This window comes from Streptomyces sp. NPDC002125 (assembly GCF_053593715.1).
In genome coordinates, this window is sequence record NZ_JBSFDD010000057.1 from 1 (window position 1) to 10,575 (window position 10,575).

The window sequence follows — 10,575 nt, forward strand, 5'->3', positions numbered from 1 at the left end:
CACCTCGCTGCCATCCACCGGCACCGCACCACGCGTCACAATCACCAACCGGCCATCAGCGAACCGCTCATCCGCCAACCACTTCTGCACCACACTCAGAACCCCACCAACAGCACCCCGCAACGCACCCGGAACATCCGTCCCAGACACCTCCGGGACCGCGAACACCACCGCATCCGCACCCACCTGGCCGTCGGCGGCAACGTCCTCCCACCACACGGACGAACCCACACCCGCAGCAGCCGCACCCCCGGCCACCACACCCCACTCAACCGCCAGCAACGAGCCACCAGCAGCCCCACGCCCACCCGCACTCAACTGCTCGGCAGACACCTCACGCGCCACCAACGACCCCACCGACAGCACAGGAACACCCGCACCATCAGCCACCTCCAACACCAACTGGCCCTTAGCCCCGCGCACAATCCGCACCCGCACCACAGACGCACCCGCCGCGAACAACGACACACCCGTCCACGAGAACGGCAGATGCGGAGCACCGTCGCCAGGCACCTCCGTGACCATCGCCGCATGCAGGGCAGCATCGAGCAGAGCAGGGTGCAGACCGAACTGCCCTGCCTCCTCGCGAGCCTCATCGGGAAGAGCGACCTCGGCGAAGATCTCCTCACCCCGCGTCCAAGCAGCCTTCAGCCCCTGGAACACCGGCCCGTACCCATACCCCTGCTCCGCGAGCCCTTCGTACGCGCCCTCGACTGGAACCGGCACCGCGCCGGCCGGCGGCCACGCCACCAGATCGAAGTCAGCAGCAGGCGCCTCCGGGCGCAGCATCCCTTCCGCGTGCAGCGTCCAGGGTGCCTCGGGGTCGCCCTCCGGCCGCGAGTGGACGCCCACCGGCCGCCCGCCGTCCTCGGTCGGAGCATCGACGACGACCTGGACGTGTACTGCGTCGCTGTCAGGCAGCACCAGGGGCGACTGAAGGGTCAGTTCCTCCAGGAAGCCGCACCCGACCTCCTCACCCGCACGCACCGCCAGCTCGACCAGTCCCGTGCCCGGCACCAGCACACTGCCCAGCACACTGTGATCAGCGAGCCACGGGTGAGAGTTGACGGAGAGACGGCCCGTCAGGACCATCCGCTCGTCGGGCGTGCTCACGGCCGCTCGGAGCAGCGGGTGATCGAGGGGAGTCTGTCCCGCGCCGGCGGCATCGCCCTTGCCTGCCGCGTTGGTGAAGCTCTCCTGCCAGTAGCGCTGCCGCTGGAAGGCGTATGTGGGCAGGTCGACACGCTTGGCGCCCGTGTTCCGAAGGCCCGCGCTCCAGTCGACCGGCACGCCGCGGAGGTGTGCCGCGCCGAGCCCTGCCAGCAGTTCGCGTTGCTCGGAACGGTCGCGCCGCTGGGTGGGGATGAGGGCCGCGGCGTCCTGCTGCTCGTTGCCGGCGGAGACACAGTCCTGCGCCAGCGCTGTGAGCACGGTGTCGGGTCCGATTTCGATGAACGTCGTGACGTTCTTGGACTCCAGGCAGCGGATGCCGTCGGCGAAGCGCACGGCCTCCCTCACGTGCCGCACCCAGTATTCGGGCGAACGGAGCTCGTCGGCGGTGGCCAGCTCCCCGGTGACGTTCGACACCACCGGGAGATTCGGGCTGTTGAAGGTGAGCGTGGCGGCCAGCTGGCCGAACACCTTCAGGATGGGTTCCATCAGTGGCGAGTGGAACGCATGCGAGACCCGCAGACGACTCGTCTTACGCCCCTCGCCCTCGAACCGGGCCGCAACCTCCAGCACATCCGCCTCAGCGCCGGAGATCACCACCGCGTCCGGGCCGTTCACCGCGGCGATGCTCACCGCGTCCGAGGTCAGGTAGGGCAGGACCTCTTCTTCGGAAGCACGGATGGCGACCATCGCCCCGCCCTCCGGCAGGGCCTGCATCAACCGCGCACGCGCAGCCACCAAACGCGCCGCATCAGCCAGCGACAGCACACCCGACACATGCGCGGCCGTCAGCTCACCCACCGAATGCCCGGCCACATAGTCGGGCCGCACACCCCAGGACTCCAGCAGACGGAACAGCGCAGTCTCGAACGCGAACAGCGCCGGCTGAGTGAACTCCGTCCGCTCCAGAACCTCCGCGTCCTCACCCCACACCACATCCCGCAACGATCCCGACAGCTGACCGTCCAGCTCGGCGACCACCGCGTCAAAAGCCTCAGCGAACACCGGGAACGCGCCGTACAGCTCACGGCCCATCCCCAGCCGCTGTGCACCCTGGCCCGTGAACAGGAAGGCGGTGCGGCCCCGGCGGCGCGGAGTCGCGGAGGTGTCGCTCCGGACGAAGGAGTCGAGTGCAGCGTCGAGTTCGGCGCGGTCCTCGCCGATGAGGACCGCTCGGTGCTCGAGCGTGGCCCGGCCGGTGGCCAGGGAGTGGGCGATGTCGAGCGCTCTGGCCTCGGGGCGGCTCGCGAGGTGACCGCGCAGCCGGTCGGCCTGTGCCGTGAGGGCTTGCGGGGTCTTCGCGGAGAGCACCCAGGGAATGACGGAGGGGGCGCGGCGCGGGTCCTCGTCGGCACGTGCGGAGGTGTCCTCGTCGGCGGGCGGTGCCTGTTCGACGATGACGTGGGCGTTCGTTCCGCTGATGCCGAAGGAGGAGACGGCGGCTCGTCGTGGACGGCCGGTCTCCGGCCACGCCCGCGCTTCGGTGAGCAGTTCCACTGCTCCCGCGGACCAGTCCACCTGAGGGGTGGGCTCGTCCAGGTGGACGATGCCCGGCAGGAGCCCCTCCCGCATGGCGAGGACCATCTTGATGACGCCGCCGACCCCGGCTGCGGCCTGGGTGTGTCCCAGGTTGGACTTCAGCGCGCCGAGGAGCAGCGGCTCTCCCCCCGGGGCGCGCTCGCGGCCGTACGTGGCCATCAGGGCCTGCGCCTCGATGGGGTCCCCGAGGGTGGTGCCGGTGCCGTGGGTCTCCACGGTGTCGATGTCGGCGGCGGTCAGGCCCGCGTCGGCCAGGGCCTGACGGATGACCCGTTGCTGGGAGGGGCCGTTGGGGGTGGTGAGCCCGCTGGAGGCGCCGTCCTGGTTGAGGGCGGAGCCCCGGATCACCGCGAGCACCGGGTGTCCGTTGGCGCGGGCGTCGGAGAGGCGTTCCAGCAGGATGAGCGCGGCGCCCTCGGAGCACCCGGTGCCGTCCGCGCCCGCGGAGAAGGACTTGCAGCGGCCGTCGGCCGCCAGGCCCCGCTGTTCGCTGAAGTACACGAACATGTCGGGTTCGGTCATCACCGTCACACCACCGGCGAGGGCCAGCGTGCACTCGCCCTTCCGGAGGGCCTGGGCGGCCCAGTGCAGGGCGACCAGCGAGGAGGAGCACGCGGTGTCCACGGTGACCGCCGGGCCCTCCAGCCCCAGGGTGTAGGCGACCCGGCCCGTGACCAGGCTGCCGTCGCTGCTGCCGGGGCCGTAGTCGTGGTACATCACGCCCGCGTAGACGCCGGTCGCGGAGCCCTTCGCGGACGTCGGGTCGATGCCCGCGCTCTCGAAGGCCTCCCAGGCGGTCTCCAGGAGCATCCGCTGCTGCGGGTCCATGCCCAGCGCCTCGCGGGGGCTGATCCCGAAGAACTCCGGGTCGAAGTCCACGGCGTCGTAGAGGAAGCCGCCCTCGCGGGCGATCGACTTGCCGACGGCGCCGGGCTCCGGATCGTACAGGGCGTCGAGGTTCCAGCCCCTGTCGGTGGGGAACCCGGCGACGGCGTCCTTGCCGTCGCGGACCAGACGCCACAGCTCCTCCGGGGTGCGCACGCCACCGGGGTAGCGGCACGCCATGCCGACGATGGCGACGGGCTCGTCGGCACGGTCGGTGAGCTGCTGGTTCTGCCGGCGCAGCCGTTCGTTCTCCAGCATGGACGAGCGCAGTGCTTCGACGATCTGCTCAGCGGATGCTTCCACGTGATTGTCCCTGGTTTCTCGCTGGGTGACCGGATGCTGTCAGGACTTGTCGGTGCCGAGCGCGGCCCGGACCAGGTCCTCGATGTTCATGCTCTTGATCGCGTCGCTGCGGTTGCTGTCGTCGCTGCCGTTGCTGCCGGACTCCTCGGACCCGTTGCCGGGTGTCCCGGCTTCCTCCGAGAGCTTGAGCAGGGTGTCCAGCAGTCCGGCCTCTCGGAGGCGGGCGATGGAGACGGTCCCTATCCGCCGCTGGAGCTCGGCGTCGTCCCCGGACGCGGCCGGCCCCCGTGCGCCGCTGCCCGTGCCGTTCGAGGCCGGAGCGGGGGCCGCCGGTGCCAGCGCTTCGATGCCGGGCAGCAGCTCCTCCAGGAGGAACTTCGCCAGGGTCACCGGGTTCGGGTAGTCGAACATCAGCGTGGCGGGGAGCCGCAGCCCGGTCGCCGAGCTGAGACGGTTGCGCAGCTCGATCGCGGCGAGCGAGTCGAGGCCCAGCTCGGTGAAGCCCTTCTCCACGTCGATCGCGTCCGGTTCGTCGTGCCGTACGGCCGCGACGTGGGTGCGCACGGTGTCGAGCAGGACCCGGTCGCGCTCCTGTCCGGGCAGCGCCGCCAGACGCTCTTCGAGCGACTGGGTGCTCTGCGTGTCCGGTGCGGAGCTCCGGACACGCTGGGTGGAGCGCGTTCCCTGACCGCCGGCGGCGGGTCGGGCGGTGCGGGCGGTGGTGCGCTGTACGACTTCGCGGAACACGGCGGGGACGGAGCCGGACGCGGTCATCGCTGCGGCGTCGACCCGCAACGGCACCAGGGTCGAGGCAGCCAGGCCGAGCGACTGGTCGAAGAGGACGAGCGCCTCCGCCGAGGAGAGGGCGGGCAGGCCCATGGCCGCCATCCGCTGCTCCTCGAGGTCCTCGTCCACTCCGGCACCGCCGAGGCCGGTCCGGGTGGCCCACAGGCCCCAGGCCAGCGAGACCGCGGGAAGCCCCTGGGTCCTGCGATGGGCGGCGAGCGCGTCCAGGAAGCGGTTGGCAGCGGCGTAGTTGCCCTGACCCGCTCCCATGGCGAGGCCGGACACCGAGGAGAACAGGACGAATGCCTTCAGCGGCATGTCCCGCGTGAGTTCGTGCAGGTGCCAGGCCGCGTCGACCTTGGGCCGGAACACCTCGGAGAGCTGCTCGGTGGTCAGCGCGTCGATCAGGGCGTTGTCCATCACTCCGGCCGCGTGCACCACTGCGGTCAGCGGCTGGTCCGCCGGGATCGCGGCGAGCAGTCCGGCCACGGCGTCACGGTCGGCCGTGTCACAGGCCGCGACGGTGATCTCTGCACCCAGCGCCCCGAGTTCGTCGCGCAGCGCGGCGGCACGGGGCGACTCGGCGCCACGGCGGCCGGTGAGCACCAGGTGGCGGACGCCGTGGGAGCTGACCAGGTGCCTGGCGAGCACCGCTCCCAGGCCGCCGAGACCGCCGGTGACCAGGACGGTGCCGTTCGGACCCCAGGTCTGCGGGGTGTCTCCCTCGGCCGCGGACATCGGGGCCAGCCGTGGCACCTTCACCTCGCTGCCGCGGACCGCGGCTTCCGGCTCCCGGAGCGAGGCCACGGCCGGCAGCGTCCGGCGGGCGGTGTCCGAGCCGTCCAGGTCGACCAGGGCCAGGCGGTCCTGGTGTTCCTGCTGGGCGGACCTGATCAGGCCCCAGACGGGGGCTTGCGAGAGATCGTTCGGTGTTCCCTCGGTGGGTTCGGTCTCGGTGAGTACGCCGCCGTGGGTGACGAGCATGAGCCGCGAGTCGGCGAACCGGTCGTCGGCCAGCCAGTCCTGGACGAGGCCCAGGACTTCGGCCGCCGTCCGGTGGGTGCGCTCGGCCACGTCGTCGCCCTCCGCCGCACCCGGGCAGCGGTGGAGGACCAGCTCGGGCGCCTTGGTACCGGCGTCGACGGCGGCCCGCAGCGCGGCGAGGTCGGCATGGACGGGCAGCGCGTCGGGGGCGAGGCCGAGATCGGCGGCGAGACCGAGGTCGTCCTCACCGATGACGGCCCAGTCGCCGACGGTGGCGTCGGAGTGCGCGCCGACCGGCAGCTGGCTCCAGCCCAGCCGGAACATCGATTCCAGGTGACGGGTGCCGGTGGATGCCGCGGCGGCTGCCGACACCCGGTCGGGCGTGACGGCCCGGACCACCAGGGACTCGACGCTGGCGACGGGTGTGCCGTGCTCGTCGGCGAGCTCCAGCCGAACGGCGTCGGAGCCGACCGCCTCGTCGGACCCCGTCCAGTTGATCCGTACGCGGAAGCAGGCGGCGCCGCCCGAGTGCAGGGACACACCGGACCAGGAGAACGGCAGCATGGAGGCGCCGACGTCCTGGGGCTTCCGGCCGCCGAGGAAGTCCGTGGCGCTGAGCGCCGCGTCCAGCAGCGAGGGATGCATGCGGTATCGCGCCGCCTCGTCCCGCGCGTAGTCCGGGAGGGCGACCTCCGCGAAGACCTCCTTGTCGCGCTGCCAGACCGCCTTCAGGCCACGGAACATCGGACCGTAGTGATAGCCCTGCGCGGTCAGGTAGTCGTAGACGTTGCTGACGTCGACCGGTTCCGCACCGGCCGGCGGCCAGACCCCGTAGCCGACGTCGAACTCCTCGGGGGTGACCGGTTCGCGGTTCTCGACGGCCAGATATCCGGAGACGTGCCGGGTCCACTCGACCTGCGGCGGAGCGTCCTCGACGCGCGAGTAGACGGCCAGCGAGCGGCGGTCCGCGCCGTCGGGCTCGCCGACCACCACCTGGACCGCGACTCCGTCGCCGTTCTCCGGCAGGGGCATCAGCGCCTCGATGACGAGTTCCTCGACCAGGTCGCAGCCGACCTCCTCGGCGGCACGCAGGGCCAGTTCGACGTAGCCGGTACCGGGCAGCAGCACGGTGCCCAGCACGTCGTGGTCGGCGATCCACGGGTGCGTGGTCACCGAAAGCCGGCCGGTGAGGACCACGCTGCCGCCCTCGGGCGAGACCACCACGGACGTGAGCAGAGGATGCCCGGCGGCCACCTGCCCGAGACCGGCAGCATCGACGGCGGGCGCCTCGGCGGCATCCAGCCAGAAGTGCCGCTTCTCGAAGGCGTACGTGGGCAGGTCGACGCGGCGGGCTCCGGTGGGCGCGTAGAACGCGGCCCAGTCCGGGACATGGCCGACCGTGTGCAGCCGCGCGAGCGCCGCGACCAGCGCCTCGGGCTCGCTCAGGTTGCGCCGCAGACCGGGCACGAACACCGCATCGGCCGCGGAGTTCTGCGCCATCGCGGTCAGCACCGCATCCGGGCCGACCTCCAGGAACACAGAGACACCCGCAGCGGAGAGCGCACGAATGCCGTCGCCGAAACGGACCGCCTCACGGACGTGACGCACCCAGTACTCGGGCGTACGCAGATCGTCCGAGGAGGCCAGCTGGCCGGTGACGTTGGAGACCACGGGGATACGAGCCTCACCGAACGTCACGCTCTCCGCGACCGTACGGAACTCGGCCAGCATCGGCTCCATCAGCGGCGAGTGGAACGCATGCGAGACCCGCAGACGACTCGTCTTACGCCCCTCAGCCTCGAACCGGGCCGCAACCTCCAGCACATCCGCCTCGGCACCGGATATCACCACCGCCTCCGGACCGTTCACCGCAGCGACACTCACCGCATCCGACGTCAGATACGGAAGAACCTCGTCCTCGGAAGCACGGATGGCAACCATCGCACCACCCTCCGGGAGCGCCTGCATCAAGCGCGCACGGGCAGCGACCAGCCGCGCCGCATCAGCCAGCGACAGCACACCCGAGACGTGTGCGGCCGTCAGCTCACCGACCGAATGACCGGCAAGGAAGTCGGGCCGCACACCCCACGACTCCAGCAGACGGAACAACGCCGTCTCGAAGGCAAAGAGCGCCGGCTGAGTGAACTCCGTCCGACCCAGAACCTCCGCGTCCTCACCCCACACCACATCCCGCAGAGACGCGGACAAATGACCATCCAGCTCAGCGACCACCGCATCAAAAGCATCGGCGAACACCGGGAACGAAGCATGGAGTTCACGCCCCATCCCCACCCGCTGCGCACCCTGACCCGTGAACAGGAAGGCCAAGGCTCCGACCGATCGCGAAAGTCCCCGCACAACAGCGGAGCTCTCACGCAGGTCCTGCAACGCCACCAGAGCGGTGCTCAGTTGCTCCGTATCCGTCGCCAGCACCACTGCACGGTGTTCCAGAGCCGCACGAGAGGTCGCCAGGGAGAACCCGAGGTCGTGCAGGTCGAGTTCGGGGTGGTCGGAGAGATGGCTGTGGAGCTGCTCCGCCTGGGCGGCCAGCGAGGTGGCGTTGGCCGCGGACAGGGCGAGCGGTACGGGCACGACGTGCGGGACCGTATCGGGGAGGCGCTTTTGGGCCGGCGGGGACGCCGGCTCCGCAGCCTGCTCCAGGATGATGTGGGCGTTGGTACCGCTGAGCCCGAAGGACGAGACAGCGGCCCTGCGCGGGCGGCCGGTCTCCGGCCAGTTCCGGGCCTCGGTCAGCAGCTCCACGGCTCCCTCCGACCAGTCCACCTGGTCCGATGGGCGGTCCACGTGCAGGGTCGCGGGCATCTGGCCGTGGCGCAGTGCCATCACGGCCTTGATGATGCCGCTGACGCCGGCCGCGGCCTGGGCATGGCCGATGTTGGACTTGATGGAGCCCAGCCACAACGGCTGCCCCTCGGGGCGCTCCTGGCCGTAGGTGGCCAGCAGGGCCTGGGCCTCGATCGGGTCCCCGAGGCGGGTCCCGGTGCCGTGTCCCTCGACCATGTCGACATCGTTCGTGGTGAGGCCGGCAGAGGCCAGTGCCTGCTGGATGACGCGCTGCTGGGAGGGGCCGTTGGGGGCCGTGAGTCCATTGCTCGCACCGTCCTGGTTGACGGCCGAACCGCGTACCACCGCCAGCACCGGGTGACCGTTGCGCCGGGCGTCCGACAGCCGCTCCACCAGGAGCAGGCCGAGTCCCTCGGACCAGCCGGTTCCGTCCGCGCCTGCGGAGAAGGACTTGCAGCGGCCGTCCGCCGCGAGACCCCGCTGCTGGCTGAAGTCGACAAAAATGTCCGGGTTGGGCATCACGGTGACGCCGCCGGCCAGTGCCATGTCGCAGTCACCGGACCGCAGGGCCTGGATCGCCGAGTGCAGAGCGACGAGGGACGACGAGCAGGCGGTGTCCACGGTGACGGCCGGGCCTTCCAGACCCAGGGCGTAGGAGACACGCCCGGATGCTATGGACCCTGCGCTGCCGTTGCCCAGGTAGGGCGTCAGCTCGTCGGACACGGTGCCGGCCCGGGAGCCGTAGTCGTGGTACATGATCCCGACGTAGACGCCGGTACGGGAACCACGCAGCGAGTCCGGAGCGATCCCGGCACGCTCGATGGCCTCCCAGGCCCCCTGGAGCAGCACCCGCTGCTGGGGGTCCATGGCCAGGGCCTCGCGCGGCATGATGTCGAAGAACTCGGGGTCGAAGTCCGCGGCGTCGTGCAGGAATCCGCCGTCACGGGCGTAGGTCTTGCCAGGGGTGCCGGGCTCGGGGTCGTAGAGGGCGTCGGCGTCCCAGCCGCGGTCGGCGGGGAATCCGGTGATGGCCGAGCGCCCCTCGGCGACCAGCTGCCACAGGTCGTCGGCACTTCTGACGTCGCCGGGGAAGCGGCAGCTGATGCTGACGATGGCGATCGGGTCGTCGGCGGCTGCGGGCACGGCGGCTCGCACGGCGGGTGCCGCAGGGGCGGAGACGCCGGACAGCCGCGCTCCGATGAAGTCGGCGACCGCACGGGAGTTGGGGTGGTCGAACACGAGCGTGGCCGGCAGCCGTACACCGGTGGCACCGGTGAGGGCGTTACGGAACTCCACCGCCGCGAGTGAGTCGAATCCCATGTCCTTGAACGCCCGGTCCGGGCTGACGCCGTCGGCCCCGCTGTGGCCGAGCACGGTAGCGGCTTCGGCCCGGACCAGTTCGAGCAGCGCTCGGGAGCGTTCCGCCTCGGTGCCGACGAGAAGTCCGCCGAGCCGGTCATCTGCGGCGGCCGTGCCGGTGGCGGCGGCGCGGCGAGGTGTGTGGCCGGGGCGGTGCACCAGGTCCCGCAGAAGGGCGGGAAGCTCGCCGGAGCGGCCCGCGAGGGCCGCGGTGTCCACGGGCAGCGGGACAAGGGCGGGCAGCCCGGTGCCGAGAGCTGCGGAGAAGAGGGCGAGCCCTTCCTCGGCTGCGACAGCAGGGGTGCCGAGGCGGTCCATCCGGTCGAGGTCGGCCTCGGAGAGTGAGCCGCCGAGGCCCGTGTTCACGGCCCACATGCCGAATGCCAGCGAGGTGGCGGGCAGTCCGGCGGCGCTCCGGTGGAGGGCGAGGGCGTCCAGGAAGACGTTGGCCGCCGCGTAGTTGCCCTGTCCAGCGGCGAGAACCAGGCCGCCGGCGGAGGAGAACAGCACGAACTGCTTCAGGGGAAGATCCTGCGTCAGCTCGTGCAGATGCCAGGCGCCGTCGGCCTTCGGCCGCAGCACGGTGTCCAGTCGGTCTGCTGTGAGCGTTCCGGTGAGGCCGTTGTCGGCGACCGCCGCTGCGTGCACCACGCCGGTGAGGGGGTGGTCCGTGTCGATGCCGGCGATCAGCGCGGCCAGGGCGTCCCTGTCCCCCGTGTCGCACGCGGCGACCGTGACGACAGC

At 71.3% G+C, this 10,575-nt stretch carries 2 protein-coding genes; both read right to left on the reverse strand.

Features of this window, described 5'->3' with window-relative positions; translation table 11 throughout:
* Window positions 1-3,897: type I polyketide synthase (locus ACWCQM_RS40515; RefSeq protein ID WP_450920066.1), on the reverse strand; the 3,897-nt coding region annotated here is incomplete at its 3' end.
* Between the two features lie 39 nt (window positions 3,898-3,936).
* Window positions 3,937-10,575, reverse strand: a 6,639-nt coding sequence (locus ACWCQM_RS40520) for a type I polyketide synthase (RefSeq protein ID WP_450920067.1), incomplete at its 5' end; no start/stop codon positions are given.